General features: G+C 60.3%; 14 protein-coding genes and 1 tRNA gene. 11 read left to right on the top strand and 4 right to left on the bottom strand.

From position 1 onward, the window contains the following. Window positions 1–13: 13 nt before the first annotated feature. From AD663_RS13175 to AD663_RS13150, 6 genes are all read left to right on the top strand, one after another. Window positions 14–367 (top strand): DUF2934 domain-containing protein, encoded by a 354-nt coding sequence (locus tag AD663_RS13175; protein ID WP_053213883.1) that lies wholly within the window; start codon window positions 14–16, stop codon window positions 365–367. A gap of 154 nt (window positions 368–521) precedes the next feature. After that, on the top strand, window positions 522–2,681 hold the full coding sequence (gene glgX, locus AD663_RS13170; RefSeq protein ID WP_003181579.1) for a glycogen debranching protein GlgX: 2,160 nt from the start codon (window positions 522–524) through the stop codon (window positions 2,679–2,681). 239 nt (window positions 2,682–2,920) lie between these two features. After that, window positions 2,921–3,685 carry a PIG-L deacetylase family protein gene (locus AD663_RS13165; protein ID WP_053213882.1) on the top strand — a complete coding sequence of 255 codons (765 nt, stop codon included), beginning with the start codon at window positions 2,921–2,923 and terminating at the stop codon, window positions 3,683–3,685. 126 nt (window positions 3,686–3,811) lie between these two features. Next, complete coding sequence (locus AD663_RS13160; RefSeq protein WP_371261181.1) at window positions 3,812–4,576, top strand: endonuclease/exonuclease/phosphatase family protein; 765 nt, start codon at window positions 3,812–3,814, stop codon at window positions 4,574–4,576. A 177-nt stretch (window positions 4,577–4,753) separates the two neighbouring features. Further along, on the top strand, window positions 4,754–7,180 hold the full coding sequence (locus tag AD663_RS13155) for an autotransporter outer membrane beta-barrel domain-containing protein (protein ID WP_053213880.1): 2,427 nt from the start codon (window positions 4,754–4,756) through the stop codon (window positions 7,178–7,180). Between the two features lie 163 nt (window positions 7,181–7,343). Then, complete coding sequence (locus AD663_RS13150; RefSeq protein ID WP_003181572.1) at window positions 7,344–8,969, top strand: NADP-dependent glyceraldehyde-3-phosphate dehydrogenase; 1,626 nt, start codon at window positions 7,344–7,346, stop codon at window positions 8,967–8,969. 19 nt (window positions 8,970–8,988) lie between these two features. On the opposite strand, the gene AD663_RS13145 is transcribed toward AD663_RS13150, so the two are convergent. Then, window positions 8,989–9,882, bottom strand: coding sequence for a DMT family transporter (locus AD663_RS13145; RefSeq protein ID WP_003181570.1), 894 nt, complete (start codon window positions 9,880–9,882; stop codon window positions 8,989–8,991). 133 nt (window positions 9,883–10,015) lie between these two features. Between AD663_RS13145 and AD663_RS13140 the strand changes: the two genes are divergently transcribed. Next, on the top strand, window positions 10,016–10,453 hold the full coding sequence (locus tag AD663_RS13140; protein ID WP_003181568.1) for an Lrp/AsnC family transcriptional regulator: 438 nt from the start codon (window positions 10,016–10,018) through the stop codon (window positions 10,451–10,453). A gap of 189 nt (window positions 10,454–10,642) precedes the next feature. On the opposite strand, the gene AD663_RS13135 is transcribed toward AD663_RS13140, so the two are convergent. After that, a complete protein-coding gene (locus tag AD663_RS13135; protein ID WP_003181565.1) occupies window positions 10,643–11,314 on the bottom strand; it encodes a Bax inhibitor-1/YccA family protein in 672 nt (223 codons plus the stop codon). A gap of 124 nt (window positions 11,315–11,438) precedes the next feature. On the opposite strand from AD663_RS13135, the gene AD663_RS13130 reads away from it, so the two are divergent. From AD663_RS13130 to AD663_RS13120, 3 genes are all read left to right on the top strand, one after another. Next, window positions 11,439–11,526 (top strand) — tRNA-Ser (locus AD663_RS13130). A gap of 128 nt (window positions 11,527–11,654) precedes the next feature. Next, window positions 11,655–12,509 carry an SPFH domain-containing protein gene (locus AD663_RS13125; protein WP_003181564.1) on the top strand — a complete coding sequence of 285 codons (855 nt, stop codon included), beginning with the start codon at window positions 11,655–11,657 and terminating at the stop codon, window positions 12,507–12,509. A 273-nt stretch (window positions 12,510–12,782) separates the two neighbouring features. Further along, a complete protein-coding gene (locus AD663_RS13120) occupies window positions 12,783–14,576 on the top strand; it encodes a DAHL domain-containing protein (protein ID WP_083455143.1) in 1,794 nt (597 codons plus the stop codon). Between the two features lie 62 nt (window positions 14,577–14,638). Here the strand turns inward: AD663_RS13120 and AD663_RS13115 are convergent, their stop codons facing one another. Continuing rightward, a complete protein-coding gene (locus tag AD663_RS13115; RefSeq protein WP_053213879.1) occupies window positions 14,639–14,830 on the bottom strand; it encodes a hypothetical protein in 192 nt (63 codons plus the stop codon). A 107-nt stretch (window positions 14,831–14,937) separates the two neighbouring features. Further along, the gene (locus tag AD663_RS13110; RefSeq protein ID WP_053213878.1) at window positions 14,938–15,837 is read right to left on the bottom strand and encodes a polysaccharide deacetylase family protein; all 900 of its coding nucleotides are present in this window, start codon (window positions 15,835–15,837) and stop codon (window positions 14,938–14,940) included. Between the two features lie 238 nt (window positions 15,838–16,075). Here AD663_RS13110 and AD663_RS13105 point away from each other — a divergent pair, with 238 nt between their 5' ends. Further along, on the top strand, window positions 16,076–16,330 hold the full coding sequence (locus tag AD663_RS13105) for a DUF6555 family protein (protein WP_003181556.1): 255 nt from the start codon (window positions 16,076–16,078) through the stop codon (window positions 16,328–16,330). Window positions 16,331–16,408 lie beyond the last annotated feature (78 nt).

Below are 16,408 nucleotides of genomic sequence, written 5' to 3'. Positions count from 1 at the left end.
CAGGAGCACTGCGATGAGTACCGACGATAAACGCATTCGCGAATTCGCCTATCAGATCTGGGAGTCCGAGGGTAAGCCCGCCGGACAAGAAAAGCGCCACTGGGAGATGGCGCGCAAACTGGCCGAGGCTGAAGCCTTGGCGCCAAGCAAACCGGCCAAGGCCGCAAGCAAGTCTACGGCCAGCAAAACCGACGGCACCAAGCCTGCCGCCGTCAAGAGCACTAGCGCCAAGACCGCGGCAAAAAACACCACCCCCAAGGTCAAGCCTGCGGCTAAACCTTCCGCGGCGACTGCAGCGGTAGTGCCACCGGCCAATAAAGCCGCCGACAAGAAGCCACGGGCACCGCGCAAGCCCCCCGCGGTGTGATTCACCTGCCTTCTCGGTCTCGATCAAGCGCGTCTTCCTGGCGAAGCGGCCCGCGTGTGGCGAGGGAATAACCCCTTCGCCGCACGCGCACGCCATGGCCATCGATCCAACTGAACCACACCGCTGTATCTGTCTGTCTTTTGCAGGAGCAACTATGACCCGTCCAAACAAAGCCACGCCGCCGCCCGTTATCGAGGCATCGCGGATTCGTGAGGGGCTGCCTTTTCCACTTGGTGCTACCTGGGATGGCCTCGGGGTCAATTTCGCGCTGTTCTCAGCCAACGCAACCAAGGTTGAACTGTGCATTTTCGATGACACCGGCGAAGTCGAACTCGAACGCATCGAGCTGCCGGAATACACCGACGAGATTTACCACGGCTACCTGCCGGACGCCCATCCGGGGCTGATCTATGGCTACCGCGTGTACGGCCCATACGACCCGGAGAATGGCCATCGCTTCAACCCTAACAAGTTGCTGATCGACCCCTACGCCAAGCAATTGGTGGGTGAGTTGAAATGGTCCGAAGCGTTGTTCGGCTACACCATCGGCCACCCCGATGGCGACCTCAGCTTCGATGAACGCGACAGCGCGCCGTTCGTGCCCAAATGCAAGGTCATCGATCCGGCCCACACCTGGGGTCATGACCAACGCGTGAGCGTACCTTGGGACAAGACCATCCTGTATGAAACCCATGTGCGTGGCATCAGCATGCGCCACCCCTCGGTCCCCGAGAACCTGCGCGGCACTTTCGCCGGGTTGATGGTCGACGACGTGCTCGAACACATCCGCAAGCTCGGTGTTTCGTCGGTGGAGCTGCTGCCGGTCCACGCGTTCGTCAATGACCAGCACCTGTTGCACAAGGGCATGACCAATTACTGGGGCTACAACAGCATCGCTTTCTTTGCCCCGGACCCACGCTACCTGGCCAGCGGCAAAATCGCTGAATTCAAGGAAATGGTGGCGCACCTGCACGAGGCCAAGCTCGAAGTCATCCTCGACGTGGTCTACAACCACACCGCCGAGGGCAACGAGCAGGGCCCGACGCTGTCCATGCGGGGCATCGACAACGCCTCGTACTACCGGCTGATGCCTGACGACAAACGCTATTACATCAACGACTCCGGCACCGGTAATACCCTGGACCTGAGTCACCCTTGCGTCTTGCAGATGGTCACCGACTCCTTGCGCTACTGGGCGACGGAAATGCACGTCGACGGTTTCCGTTTCGACCTGGCGACGATTCTGGGTCGCTACCACGATGGTTTCGACGAGCGCCACAGCTTCCTCGTCGCCTGCCGCCAAGACCCGGTGCTGCGCCAGGTGAAAATGATTGCCGAACCTTGGGACTGCGGTCCCGGCGGTTACCAGGTCGGCGGTTTCCCTCCCGGCTGGGTGGAGTGGAATGACAAGTTCCGGGACACGGTGCGCGCGTTCTGGAAAGGCGACGACGGCCAGCTTGCCGACTTCGCCAGTCGCATGACCGCCTCGGGTGAAATGTTCAACCAGCGCGGGCGACGCCCCTATGCGTCGGTGAACTTCGTCACCGCCCACGACGGTTTTACCCTGCACGACCTGGTGTCGTACAACGACAAGCACAACGAAGCCAACGACGAAAACAACCAGGACGGCAGCAACAATAACCTGTCCTGGAACCATGGCGTCGAAGGGCCGACCGATGATCCGCAGATCAATGCGCTGCGCCACCGCCAGATGCGTAACTTCTTTGCGACATTGCTGCTGGCCCAGGGCACGCCGATGATCGTCGCCGGTGATGAGTTCGCCCGCACCCAGCATGGCAACAATAATGCCTATTGCCAGGACAGCGACATCGGCTGGGTGAACTGGGACCTGAGCGAGGACGGCGCGGCGCTGCTCAAATTCGTCAAGCGCCTGATCAAGTTGCGCCTGACGTATCCGATACTGCGTCGGGGACGTTTCCTGGTGGGCAATTACAACGAGGACATCGGTGTCAAGGACGTGACCTGGCTGGCCCCCGATGGCAGCGAAATGACCACCGAGCAGTGGCAGGACAGCCATGGCCGCTGCCTGGGCATGCTGATGGACGGCCGCGCCCAGGAAACGGGTATCCGCCGCAAGGGCGGCGACGCGACGCTGCTGCTGGTGGTCAATGCCCATCACGACATCGTCAATTTCCGGCTTCCGGAAGTCCCCGAGGGCAGTTTCTGGACGTGCATGGTCGACACCAATGAACCAACGGTACGGGGGCAGGAGCGGTTCGACTTCGACTCCGAGTACTCCGTCACCGGGCGCTCGCTGCTGTTGTTCGAGCTGCAACGTGAAGAAGAGGATTGATACGGTTGCACTAGAAAGCCGCAAGGACGCGGCACGTTGCCTTACCACCCAGTTCGGAGAAAAAAAAGCGGTTCAGATACACCTGTGACGCGACGAATCGGCCGACATGGTCAATACTTCCCATGCGGTAGATTCCAGGATTCGGAGCGCCGCGAATCGCAGCCAGGCCCTACGGGCAAATGCCGGGCAGCAGGCCCGGTACCTGGTTGGAAGATTGAACACAAACAAGGACGTCTATCATGAAACCCGCCTCTCGCTTGCCTGGTCGACAGCACCCACAAATCTGGAACAGTGCTGCGCAACTGGCCGACATTCCCATCATCAGTACCCAAACCCTCGTTCCTGCTGGCTCTCGTGCGGTCATTCTCGCGCCGCATCCAGGCGATGAAGTCGGGGCCTGCGGTGGGCTGCTGCAATTGATGAGCAACCTGGACCAACCCATGCTGCTGATCTCGGTCACCGATGGCGACCTCTGCCCACCCGGTTCCCCTTTGTGGACCGATGAGCGCCTGCGCACGCACCGCCCTCACCCACAGGAAAGCGTGGACGCCTTGCATCGCCTGGGCGTACCGGCCCACGCCTTGCAATGGGTACGAGGCGGCTTCCCGGAAAAAGCCCTTGCCGAGCACGAGGCCGAGCTGGCCGCTTTTATCGGCCGTTACCTGCGCCCCGGTGATGTGGTGTTCGGTACCTGGCGCCAGGACGGCGACAGTGACCACGACACGGTAGGCCGCGCCGGGGCCCTGGCCGCTGACAGCATCGGCGCGACGTTCAACGAGCTGCCGGTATGGGCGTGGCATTGGCCGGTCCGCGAACAGAGCAAGATTCCCTGGCACCGCGCCCGCAAACTGCGCCTTGACGTCTGGACGACCGCCCGCAAGCGTCACGCGATGTATGCCTATGTCAGCCAGCTCAACGGCGAACCCGCCAGCGGCATCGCCCCGCTGGTGCCACGGGTCATCCTTGACCGCATGGGCATGCCCTACGAGATTGTCTTTATCTGAAGTGAACCCAACAGGCAGCGATGAAAAATCCGGAACTGCCGGAGCCTCTCTCCAGTCGCATGAACAGGTACATCTGATCCAGGAGTGAACGTGAGCCAAGATCCCGACTGGCGGGCCGGTGAATCGATGCTGTTGGACACGCCTGCGGCGGTTCACCGGCTGCGGGTCCTCACGGTCAATACCCATAAGGGGTTCACCGCCCTCAACCGTCGTTTCATCCTGCCCGAACTGCGCGAGGCGGTGCGCAGTACCGGTGCTGACCTGGTGTTCCTTCAGGAAGTGCTGGGCGAACATGACCGCCACGCATCGCGCTATGACAACTGGCCCCAGGTGTCCCAGTACGAATTTCTCGCTGACAGCATGTGGAGCGACTTCGCCTATGGCCGCAATGCGGTGTACCCCGATGGGCACCATGGCAATGCATTGCTCTCCAAATACCCGATCCGCCAGTTCCGAAACCTGGACGTTTCGATCACCGGCCCGGAACGACGCGGCTTGCTGCACTGCGTACTGGATGTGCCGGGCCACGCCGAAGTCCACGGGATCTGTGTGCACTTGAGCCTGTTGGAAAGCCATCGCCAGCTACAGCTCAAACTGCTCTACAAGCTACTTGCCTCGCTCCCCGAAGACGCCCCGGTAATCATTGCCGGCGACTTCAACGACTGGCAGTTGCGCGGCAACAGTGCCCTCGCCCGCCATGGGCACTTGCATGAAGCCTTCGAGCAACACCACGGTCGTCCCGCCAGGACATACCCGGCCCGCTTCCCATTGCTGCGCCTGGACCGCATCTACCTGCGCAACGCCACCAGCCACGCGCCGCAAATATTGGGCAATAAACCCTGGACGCACCTGAGCGACCACCTGCCACTTGCCGTTGAAGTGCACCTCTAGTGTCCTGCTTCCCTGCTCGCCAAGCGCCGACCTGTAAGTTCTGACAGTAGCGACGGGTTTTATTCGTTGCTACGGTGCCATCCCATACAGCGAGCGTTGCCAGGCCCTGTGTGCCATCTGTCGTGCAACCGATGCTGGAATCGGCATTCCCGTGATGCCTACGCAGAGGGATAGCACATGAGCTTGCGCGAGCATGGATTCAATCGGCTGTTCAACGTCTTGTGGGCATCGGCCCCCTTCCTGTTACCCGTGCCGTCCGCCATGGCGGCTTGCACCCTGACGCCGGGACCCGGTAACGACGCTTATGTCTGCGACAGCGGTACCAGTCCCGGGCTGACGGACCTGCTGGGGGATAACCGCCTGACCATGCCGGCCAACGGCAGCGGCATTATCCAGGGTGACGTCACCTTTGGCCCCGGTGTCGATAAGATCCAGATCGAAGCCAATGGCGTGATCCAGGGCGATGTGCAACAAGGCTCAGGCATCGACGATTTCGTCATGAATGGCGGCAGCATCCAGTCCCTGGCCCAGGGCGACGGCCTCGATACGTTCCGGATGACCGGCGGTACCATCGTCGGCGCCTTCGAAGACGGCGATAACGCCACGATGACTGGCGGCACCATCGGCCGGGTCGACATGAAACTCGATGACAATATTTTCGACATGTCCGGCGGGCAGATACTCGGCAATCTGGTGACCGGCTTCGGCCAGGACACCATCATCCTTTCCGCCGGACGCATCGGCGGCAATGTCAGCGTCAGCGGCGGCAACGACCGGATTACCGTGAGCGGCGGTGAAATCGTCGGCGAGGTCCGCGCCAGTTTCGGCGACGACCAACTCCAGTGGAGTGGCGGCGTCCTTCGCTCGGCTGTCTTGATGGGAGAAGGCAACGACACGGCGCTGTTGAGCAACCTCAATGAAGCATTGCTCGCCACCACTCCGAGCGTGGATGGCGGGCTGGGCCAGGACACCCTGACCTTCGACGCCACCACCACAGGCACCGGCGCCCGGTACGTCAATTGGGAAACGGTCAAGCTCAGCCAAGGCTCGCGCCTGGATCTCAATGACACGCTCGTCTTGGGTGACAGCACCACCGCCACCGGCGTGCTCGCCATCGACAGCAGCAGTGTGCTGACGTCCACTCAGGGCAGCATCAACCCATTCACGGCCGGTCAATCGGTCACGCTCGACAACAGCGGGATCATCGACCTCAGCCGCGACAACACTCGCACCGACGACAGCCTGACCGTGCAAGGCAACTATATCGGCAGCAATGGCCAGTTGCGCCTGCAAACAGTCGTCGGGGCAGACGACTCTCAAAGCGATCGGCTGGTGGTCAATGGCGGGACACTCACAGGCAGCACCGCCATCGCCGTCACCAATCTGGGCGGTGCCGGCGCCTTGACCACCCGCAACGGCATCGAACTGGTCAGCGCCCAGGGCGGTGCGGTCAGCACCGATGGTGCCTTCTCGCTGGCCCAATCCGTCTCGGCCGGCGCCTTCGATTACCGCTTGTTCAAGGGGGGCGTGGCGCCTGGCAATGAAAACAATTGGTACCTGCGCTCGACCCTGGTGGCAGGACCGGTGGCGGCACCCAGCCCGTCATTGCCCGCCTTGCCGGCTGCGGTCCCTGGCGCAGCGCCGGTGCCGTTGTATCGTCCGGAAGTGCCTACTTGGTCGGTCCTGCCTCCAGCGGCGGCGCAACTGACCCTGATGGCCCTCGGCACCTTCCATGACCGACAGGGCGACCAGCGCCTGCTTACCGAAACCGCCGGGTTCGGCGCGGGTTGGGGGCGAGTCTATGGCAAGGATCTGGATCAGACCTGGGCCGGCACCGTTACGCCACGGTTCGACGGGTCCATCAAGGGTTTCCAGGTCGGCAATGACCTGTACAGCGCGCCGACTGCCGGTGGCCAGACCCAACGCATCGGTTTTTTCGTCGGTCATACCAAATTGAACGGCGACGTCGACGGTTTCAACCTTGGCTTCCAAGGCCGACGCGCCGGCAAGATCGAGCTCGACGGCGACAGCTTCGGGCTGTACTGGACGTTGACCGATCCCACCGGCGGCTATGTCGACGCGGTGGTGATGGGTACGCGGTTGGATGGCGATAACCGCTCTGATCGCGGCTTGAAAATCGACAATCGTGGACATGCCCTCACCCTGTCGGCGGAGGCTGGCTACCCCTTCGCCGTAACCACCGACTGGGTCCTCGAACCCCAGGTGCAAATCATTCACCAGAAAGTTTCCCTGGACACCCAGGATGACGGCATCTCCCGGGTCGAATTCGATTCCGACGGAGCCTGGACCGGCCGTCTCGGAGCTCGCCTGAAGGGCCGCTATCAAATCAGCGGCATGCCGGTGGAGCCGTATCTGCGCGCCAACCTGTGGCATACGTTTTCCGGCACCGATGCGGTGACCTTCGACGACACCGAGCGAGTCGAGACCCAACAGCGCTCGTCCACCGGTGACCTGGGCGTCGGCGTCATTATCAGCCTGGCACCTGCGGTGAGCGTGTACGCCAGCGCAGATTACAGCAACAACCTGGACAGCCAACAGCAACGCAGCGTGGCGGGTAATCTTGGGGTGCGAGTCAGCTGGTAGGTGGTCCTTCGGTCGCTCGCATCAGTCCTCTATTTCATCAATGAATAACATCGGCTGCTCGATGTCTGCTTAAAAAGCACCTGCTTTAAGGCGTATAACCCTAAAAGCGCTTTATGCTTGCAAGCCGTCAGCCCATGGCTCATTTCATTGATGGAGTAACGACATGACCACAGCCCCCCTCCTCGCCAATCTGTTTCCCGCTGCTGCCCAGATTCCGGACGCGTACCGCCTCGACGGTCAGATCGAGCAGCGCGAATACCTGGTGGACGGTGTCCTGAAGACCTGGCAAGGCCCACTGGCCGTCGTCCGCAGCCCGGTGTACCTGGCTGGCGAACACGGCGATGAACAAGTGATCCTCGGCAGTACGCCACTGCTGGACGCCGAGACCGCCCTCACCGCCCTGGACGCCGCCGTGCGCGCTTACGATCGCGGCCAGGGGCAGTGGCCCACGATGCGTGTCGCCGAACGCATCCGCCATGTCGAAACCTTCCTGGCCCGCATGCGCGAGCAACGCGAAGCCGTAGTGAAGCTATTGATGTGGGAAATCGGCAAGAACCTCAAGGATTCCCAGAAGGAGTTCGACCGCACCTGCGACTACATCGTCGACACCATCAATGCCCTCAAGGAACTGGACCGTCGCTCAAGCCGCTTCGAACTGGAGCAGGACACCTTGGGCCAGATCCGGCGCGTCCCCCTGGGCGTGGCGCTGTGCATGGGCCCGTATAACTATCCGTTGAACGAAACCTTCACCACCTTGATTCCTGCCTTGATCATGGGCAACACCGTGGTATTCAAGCCCGCCAAGCTCGGCGTATTGCTGGTACGTCCACTGCTGGAAGCCTTCCGCGACAGCTTCCCGGCAGGCGTTATCAACGTGATCTATGGCAGCGGCCGGGAAACCGTCAGTGCGCTGATGGCCAGTGGAAAAATCGACATCTTTGCCTTCATCGGTACCAACAAGGCCGCCAGCGACCTGAAAAAACTCCACCCGCGCCCGCATCGCCTGCGTGCCGCCCTTGGGCTGGATGCGAAGAACCCTGGTCTGGTGCTGCCGGACGTTGATCTGGACAATGCAGTCAGCGAAGCGTTGACCGGCTCCCTGTCGTTCAATGGCCAACGCTGCACGGCGCTGAAAATTCTCTTTGTCCATGAAGACGTGGCGCCGGCGTTCATCGAGAAATTCAACGCCAAGCTCGCCGCGCTCAAGCCGGGCATGCCCTGGGAAGACGGTGTGGCGCTGACGCCGCTGCCCGAAGCGGGCAAAGTCGATTACCTGCATTCGCTGGTGGCCGATGCGGTCGCCAAAGGCGCAGCGGTGACCAATGCCCACGGCGGCGAATCGCGAAGCTCATTCTTCTACCCGGCCGTGCTTTATCCGGTGAACACTGCGATGCGGGTCTACCACGAAGAACAGTTCGGCCCGGTCGTGCCCATCGTGCCGTACCGCGACCTCAACACCGTGGTCGATTACGTGCTCGAGTCCGACTTCGGCCAGCAGCTGAGTATCTTTGGCACCAACCCGGCGGAAGTCGGCAAGCTGGTGGACACCTTCGCCAATCAGGTCGGGCGTATCAACATCAACGCCCAGTGCCAGCGTGGCCCGGATACCTTCCCGTTCAACGGCCGGAAAAATTCCGCCGAGGGCACGTTGTCCGTCCACGATGCGCTGCGCACCTTTTCCATTCGCACCTTGGTGGCGACCAAGTTCCAGGACAGCAACAAGGCGCTGATCAGCGACATCATCCGTGAACGAGACTCCAACTTCCTGACCACCGACTACATCTTCTGACCCGCGCCGAGTCACCGGGTTATGACAGGGCTGGGCGCCGCAAGCGAGCGCCCCAGCCTTGTTGCATGCCAGCGGCCGCCAGCAGGATCGCCGCCACGCCCAACCACTGCAACGGTTCGAGGCGATGGCCGAAGGCGAACCAGTCGACTAAGATCGCCGCGATTGGATAAATGAATGAAAGTGCACCGGTCAATGCCGTCGGCAACCGTTGAATCGCGCTGTACAGCAACACGTACATCACGCCGGTGTGCACAATGCCCAGGGTCACCAGGCTGGCCCAGGCCTCAGCCTGTTGCGGCAACGCCGAAAAACTCGCCCAGGGCGCCAGCAGCAATATGCCGGTGCTGACCTGGATCAGCGCAATCAGATGGGGCGGTGTGCCGGTCAGGCGCTTGATGATCAACGCTGCAATGGCGTACAGCAATGCAGCACCCAGCGCCAAGGCGATACCGACCAGATAGTCCTCTCCACCCTGCCCTTGCTCACCGTGTGCACTGACAATCGCCAGCATCCCGAGGAATGATACAGCCAGCCAGAACAGCTTTTGCGCAGTGATTTTTTCACCCAGGAAAAGCGCCGCCAGCCCCACCAGCATGAACGGCTGGACGTTGTAGACCGCCGTCCCGATGGCAATCGAAGCCCGGGAATAGGAAGCGAACAACAGCACCCAGTTGCCGACGATTGCAACGCCGCTGAGCACGGCCAGCAGGAACGTGGTGCGCGTGAGAATGCCTGGACGCAGGAAGCCGAAACCGGCGCAGATCAGCAGCAACGTTACGGCCCCAAACACACAGCGCCAGAACACAACGTCCAGCACCGGCTGGCCCGAAACCAGCACGAACCAACCAATGGTTCCGGAAATCAGCATGGCGGCGGTCATTTCCAGCGAACCGCGACGTAAGGTCTTGTCCATCTTCAGGCTCCTTTAGCAAGTGGCCACAGTATGCCGACCCCACCCCGGGCTTCTCCATGGCTTGAAAAAGGCTAAACTGCCTATCGACCTTTTTTATCAAGGCAACTTCACGTTTTCACCTAACGGGGTTGAAATGACTGACGATATTGACCAGATCCTTATCAGCGCTTTGATGGAGGACTCCCGACGCTCGCTCAAGGCCCTGGCGAACCTGAGCGGCTTGTCGTCACCCAGCGTTGCCGAACGCCTTCGGCGTCTCGAGGAACGTGGCGTGCTCAGGGGATATACCGTTGAGGTGGACCCCAAGTGCTTCGGCTATCAATTGCAGGCGATTGTGCGTATCCGTCCGCTACCGGGGCAGTTGCAGGCAGTGGAACGGCAGATACAGGCCATTGCCGAATTCACCGAGTGCGACAAGGTGACCGGCGACGATTGCTTCATCGCTCGGTTGCACGTTCGCTCGATGGAACAGCTGGACACCTTGCTGGACAAGCTAAATGTCCACGCCGAGACCAATACGGCCATCGTCAAGAAGACGCCGGTCAAGCGGCGATTGCCACCGATGGCGTAGGAAAATCAGGGCCCGGCGTTTGTCCAAGACCGGGCACCCGCTGTAGGCCTTGCGCTTCAAGCGCTGCCCTTCGAAAGTATAAACTTGAGGGTAAAAAAACGCCCCGAACGAGTCGGGGCGTTTGCCAGGCCGCTTCAGCGTGTTTTCACACGGTCTGCGAAGCGAGTTTCTTACTCATCTCTGTTGCAATCAGTCGTCGCGACCCATCAGGCCGAACAGCTGCAGCAGGCTGACGAACAGGTTGTAGATCGATACATACAGGCTAATGGTCGCCATGATGTAGTTGCGCTCGCCGCCATGGATGATCGCGCTGGTCTGATACAGGATGCAGACCGACGAGAACAGCACGAAACCGGCGCTGATCGCCAGTTGCAGGCCGCTGATCTGGAAGAAGAAGCTCGCCAGGACCGCACCCATCAGTACAAAGAAGCCCGCGGTAATGAAGCCGCCGAGGAAGCTCATGTCCTTGCGAGTAATCAGCACGTAGGCCGACAAACCACCGAACACCAATGCGGTCATCGCAAAGGCCGAGCTGACCACTTCGGCACCGCCCTGCATTTGCAGGTAGCGATTGAGGATCGGGCCGAGCAGGAAACCCATGAAACCGGTCAGGGCGAAAGCCGATACCAGGCCCCAGGCCGAGTCACGGAGTTTGTTGGTGAGGAAGAAAAGGCCGTAGAAACCGATCAGCACCACAAAGACGTTCGGATAACCGACCCGCATTTGTTGTGCGACGTAGGCCATCACACCGCTGAAAGCGAGCGTGAGTGCCAGCAGGCCATAAGTGTTGCGCAGGACGCGGCTAACCTCTAGCTGCTCAGCCTGCACGCTGTTGTTCACTGCGTAATCCTGTTCGCGCATGGCGACACTCCTCCGGTTTTGAAACATTCAGTGGCAAGGATAATAACAGACGCTCTGTAACAAGCTACGTAGAGAGTTTGACAGTGTGTTTCATTCGGGTATTATGGCGCCCGCAATGCAATACGGAGGTGTGGCCGAGTGGTTTAAGGCAACGGTCTTGAAAACCGTCGACTGTAACAGGTCCATGAGTTCGAATCCCATCGCCTCCGCCATATTTGTACGTTAAAGCCCTGATTTATCAGGGCTTTTTCGTGTCCGGCATTTAAAAACCAAGATCGGTTGCAATGTTATGGCACCTCGCAAATCCCTTCCCGACTCACGTACTCAAGGAACGAAAAAAGTGACCAGCAAAACCATTGGCTCTGTTGCTGCGGCGATCCTCGGCATTGTTCTCTTATGCGTGTTCTTTGGCAGTTGGTACACGGTCGACGAAACCGAGCGTGGCGTGCTGCTGCGCAACGGCGCACTGGTCGGGGTGGTTGAACCTGGCCTCTCGTTCAAGACGCCTTTCATCGAGTCGGTGCGCTTGATCAGCACCCAGAGCCAGGTCACGTCCTACGAGGATCTGCAGGCCTACAGCAAGGACCAGCAGTCTGCCCAGCTCAAGGTGTCGGTGTCCTGGCACATCGCGCCTTCCGACGTCGCCAAGGTCTACACCCAATTCAAGGATATCGAAGGTATCCGTGACCGGATGATCAGCCGCCAGGTACCTACGCAGGTTGAAAACGTGTTCGGCAAGTTCAACGCCGTGGCCGCCGTGCAGAACCGCGTCCAACTGGTCAATGACATTTCCGCGGCCATCAAGGCGACCATTACCGGCCCGGTGATCATCGACAGCGTCCAGGTCGAGAACATCGACTTCAGTGACGCCTACGAGAAAGCCATCGAAGCGCGCATGGCTGCGGAAGTCCAGGTCAAGACCCGCGAACAGCAACTCGCCACCGAGCAGGTCCAGGCGCAGATCCGAGTGACCCAGGCCCAGGCGGAGGCCGATTCACAAGTGGCCCAGGCCAAGGCAGATGCATTGGCCACCGAGTTGCGAGGCAAAGCCGAAGCCGAGGCCATCAAGGCGCGCGCGCAGGCCTTGGCCAGCAACCAGAACCTGGTGGAACTGACCAAGGCCGAACGCTGGAATGGCGTCTTGCCAACCACCGTACTGCCGAACGGCACCCTGCCCTTCATCGATATCAAGTAACGCCAAGGGCGCGGCCTGCCTTGGCCGCGCCCGTTCCATCCTGGCGTGATCGCGCGCCCATCCCCTGCTGTCTCGTTGGCGCTACACTCAGCTCACTGATGAACCCGCCGTTTACCGTTAGCAGGGAGCTCAACGTGTTTGCAGGTAAAAGCACTCGACGCCACAACCGATACCATCGCAGCTTCCTTCCTCCCTGCTTTCACCCCTCGATCATTTCTGCCCACTCAGTCATATACAGACGCCTTCGACCAGCGTCCCGGACAGGGGAATAACGTGACCACCCTTATAAGAAAGTATAAATGGCCCGCGTTGCTGGCCGCCGCGCTGATGGTTTTCTGCGCGTTGATCTTCTTCTTGATCAAGTCCTATACGTACGATACATCGACCTACTTCGAATCCCGCGACTTCATTCGCCAACTGAAACAGTCCGACGCGAACTGGAACGTCAAGATCCTCAGGAAAAAGATCGACGTCAGCAACAACCTGTCGCTGGCCCCACCGCCGGAAGCGAACAGCCGTTGGGAGCAACTGGAACGACTCAACAATTCGGGTCCCCTTGCGGCCCTCTGGGCTTCAAGGCGCCAGGGTTATGTGGAAGCGGTCCGGAACAAGACCTTACTGGTCGACCAGTTCCAGCAACACAATGCCCATCTACGCGAAGCCCTGGATGCGCTCCCGCTCGTCGAGGACGAGATCCAGGCACTGCTCAACGAAATCAACATCCCAACCCCTGCCGAACGCCTGAGCGCGGCCAACACCATTGTTGAGTTGTCACTGGCGACGCTGGAGTACACGCTTTACGTCACCCCGGCAAAAGCCCAGGAGGTGCAGCGCCTGTTGAACGAACTGGGCCCAAACATCGACCGGTTGCCCGCCGACCGCCAGCCGCCTTTCCTCACCCTGGCCCAGCACGTCAAATCCATTGTCGAAGAACAACCGATCGTCAACGACCTGCTTGACCGCATCAATGTCATTCCGGTTGCCCAGGAATTGGACAGCATCAATGAGTTGTTGAACGAGACCCAGCGCAGGACCGCCGCTACGGATCGCCAATATCATCTCTACCTGGCCGTGTGCGCCAGCCTGATGGCGATCCTGATGATCTACCTGGCTGTGCGGCTGGTCCGCAGCTATTCGGTCATCAACCACATCAACCACGAGCTGCAACTCTCCAACGAACGGCTCGAGGAACGCGTGCAGGAGCGCACGCGCGAACTCAAGGAAGCCGAGCGTGAGCTCTTGGATGCCGCGCGAATGGCCGGCATGGCCGAGATCGCCACGAATGTGCTGCACAACGTCGGAAATGTCCTTAACAGCGTGAATATTTCAGCGGAGCTCGTCACCCGCAAGTTACGCAGCAGCAAGACCGCCGGGCTCGGAAAAGCGGTAAAAATGATGAATGAGCATGCTGACGATCTCGGCCAATTCATCACCGTGGATGAAAAGGGCAAGCTGCTGCCGCGTTATTTCAATGAGCTGGTCGACTCCATCGCCGCCGAGCAAACGATGCTTATCGAAGAACTGGCGCAACTGACCAAGAGCATCGACCACATCAAGGAAATCGTCACCACTCAACAGACCTATGCGGGGGCCGCCAGGCTGATCGAACCACTCAAGGTCAACGATCTGTTCGAAGATGCGCTACGGATGAATTCGGATGCGCTAAGCCGGCATCGCGTCACCGTCATCAAGGAATATCAGGACGTCCCCACGATCCTGGGAGACAAGCATCGGTTGTTGCTGATCCTGATCAACCTCATCAGCAACGCCAAGTTCGCCATGTCCCATGTCAGCGAGCCCCGCGAAATGACCCTCGGGATACAGATCCTCGAACCAACGACGTTGTGCCTCACCGTCAAGGACCGAGGCGAAGGCATCGCTCCAGAGAACCTCGCCCGTATCTTCAACCACGGGTTCACGACCCGCAAGGACGGCCATGGGTTTGGCTTGCACAGCTGCGCGCTGGCCGCGGTTGAGATGAATGGCCGCCTTCACGTACACAGCGACGGACCCGGCAACGGTGCGCTGTTTACTCTGGAGATACCGCTGGAGTTGGCCAATCGCTGATCGGGGCGAGGAGCCTGGTCAAGCTGACGCACCGCCATCGCGGGCAAGCCCGCCCCTCAGCGCTATTTCGTGCGCTCAGCCTGGCCGCTACGGTTTCTCCTGGGCGGCAACGCCGCGGCGTAGGCCAGCGCTTCCTCGCGGGAGCCAAAGGCGCCCAGCCGGTCGGCTTGCGTGCAGACCCGCCACGGACCGCTGTTCACGCTGAGCACGTCGTACCCGTTAATGTGCATTTTGGTCAGCATTGCACGGCTCATCGTTACCTCCTTCGAGTTACACCAGGGTTACGTCGCCTACCTTACTCCCAGTTCATGCCTTGGGAGCGACCGAGCGTCGCAACGTCGGCGTGCTGCCCATGGGAGTGTCAATGGGAGTCGGAATCCCACAGCCAGTCCCACAGCCCAGGCAAGTGCACCGGCTGGGATGTGTCCCTGATCGTGCGCGCCAGCGCTGCCCGCTCCAAGGCCTGATGGTCGTCATAAAAGGGTCTGGCGTCGGTCTTGACGCCGGTGACGCGAGCCGCCTCGAGCAGGATCTGAAGGTATTCGCGGGCATGCCGGGCGGTATAACGATTGAGGTCATGAAAGGTGACCACCACCGGGATCACGCCATCCACCACAGGCAGTTGCCCTGCGGCAATGCGCTCGCGCACCTCGGAGAGCTGGCGTATCAGGTTGATTCGCCGCCGCGGGCTGGCGGTGATACCCCAGATTTTCCCATCGTTGGCGCTCAGGTCGGTCAGCAATACGTGCAAGCCATGCTGCTGGTAGGCGGCGAACGTGCGCTTGTCGTAGCTCCAGAACGGCGGCCTCACCAGGTTGGGCGCCACACCGGCGATGCTGGCGATATCGGCGCCGCCATCGACAAGCGATTGCTCGAGCTGCTCGGGGCTGAGGAATCGATGATTGGTGTGCCAATAGGTTGCCGTGTGAAAGCCCAACAGGTGGCCTTCGCGCTGCTCGCGGTGCATCACCGAGCGCCCGATATCGCTGTCACCGGCTCTGATCGCCCGGGTCTGCACAAAAAAGACCGCCTTGATCCCGGGCTGCACCGGATTGTCCGCCAGCGCGTCCAGCACGGCCAGGCTCGGGTTCCAGAACGACGACGCACTGGGGCCGTCATCGAATGTCAGGAGGAAACGGATCGGGGGTTGTGCACGCAGTTGCTGCTCGGTTTGCGGGGTCAGTTCGATGGGCGGGCCGATGCATCCCGACAGACCGATGGCGAGGGCTGCACAAAGCAGCGTCCTGGCGATGTTTTTCATATTTTGCCTTAGTTTGATGCCGCACTGCCTCGCCCTTGATCCCTGGCTCGTGGTTTTGAAGCCCACCTTGGAGAAGGTTAACCGGGTTTGGTTCCTGAGGGTGAGCGCCGCCTGCTGGCAATTTTTACTATCGGCCCGCGCCCATGCCTGGAGAGTCATATATCGACCGTCTGGAAATTCGATGGAATTTTCCGAATGCCTTCGTATCCATCCGTATAGGACTAATTAGGGAGGATTTATGGGCGGGCCATCGCTTTACATCATCGACTACATGCTCCATGGCGAGCCCAAGTCATTCATCATCCGTGCCGAGGTGATGAACAACTCAGAGGCCTGGCATTGGGCCAGTTGCGACGCGGGTGTCGGGCGCATTCCCAAATTCGGGCGAGAAAAGGTCAAGCGGGTTTCAAAACCCATGGCAGAGAAATACGGCATCACCGACGTGCGCTGGCGAGCCAGTGTCGCGCCGTCCTGGATAAAGGAGTCCGGCTGATTCAACACACACTGATCCGGCGCACCGGCTGTCCAGCCGGGCGCCGGATTCTTCGACAGACCCGAAATAACTCAACTA

The sequence above is a fragment of the Pseudomonas sp. Q12-87 genome (genome assembly GCF_001269755.1).
Classification (GTDB): domain Bacteria; phylum Pseudomonadota; class Gammaproteobacteria; order Pseudomonadales; family Pseudomonadaceae; genus Aquipseudomonas; species Aquipseudomonas fluorescens_S.
Note: the sequence above shows the minus strand (reverse complement) of the source record. Positions and strands in the feature narration are given on the sequence as shown.